This is a genomic window from Saccharothrix sp. ST-888, assembly GCF_000955975.1.
Classification (GTDB): domain Bacteria; phylum Actinomycetota; class Actinomycetes; order Streptomycetales; family Streptomycetaceae; genus Kitasatospora.
The window spans coordinates 1-370 of the sequence record NZ_JYJF01000506.1 but is presented as its reverse complement, the minus strand read 5'-3'; the positions used below and the strand labels follow the sequence as shown (position 1 = coordinate 370).

General features: G+C 76.5%; 1 protein-coding gene. It reads right to left on the bottom strand.

The window, feature by feature from the left end; genetic code table 11:
• The coding region (locus tag UK12_RS33620) for a hypothetical protein (RefSeq protein ID WP_442973919.1) at positions 1 to 339 on the bottom strand (339 nt) is incomplete at its 3' end.
• Positions 340 to 370: the final 31 nt, after the last annotated feature.

The following is a 370-nucleotide window of genomic DNA, read 5'->3' as shown; positions in this document are numbered from 1 at the left end:
GGCGAGGACCTCCCTGCCAGTGCCCATCCGGATCAGCGCCTGGTAGCCCCGGCCGAGCGCGGGGCCGTGCACCAAGCCGACACCTTCCCCCGCCTCGTAGACGGGCGGCGGCGCCTGCGCAGCCGTACCCGACCGGCCGGTCGCGCCGGCCGCGCCGCTAGTCCCGGCCGGGCCGGACCGGCCGGGGACGTCCGGGGTGGACCAGCCGCCGCGCAGCCGGTGGGTTTGGAGATGGGTAGGGCGGTTGGCGATCAGGTCCGTCCAGCACAGAGAGTACCCGACGAACAGCGCCAGTACAACACCGCCGGTGAGCAGCAGCTCGCCGACCAGGCGCAGCACCGCGGGCCTCCGGCCCCGGCGCGGACGCGGC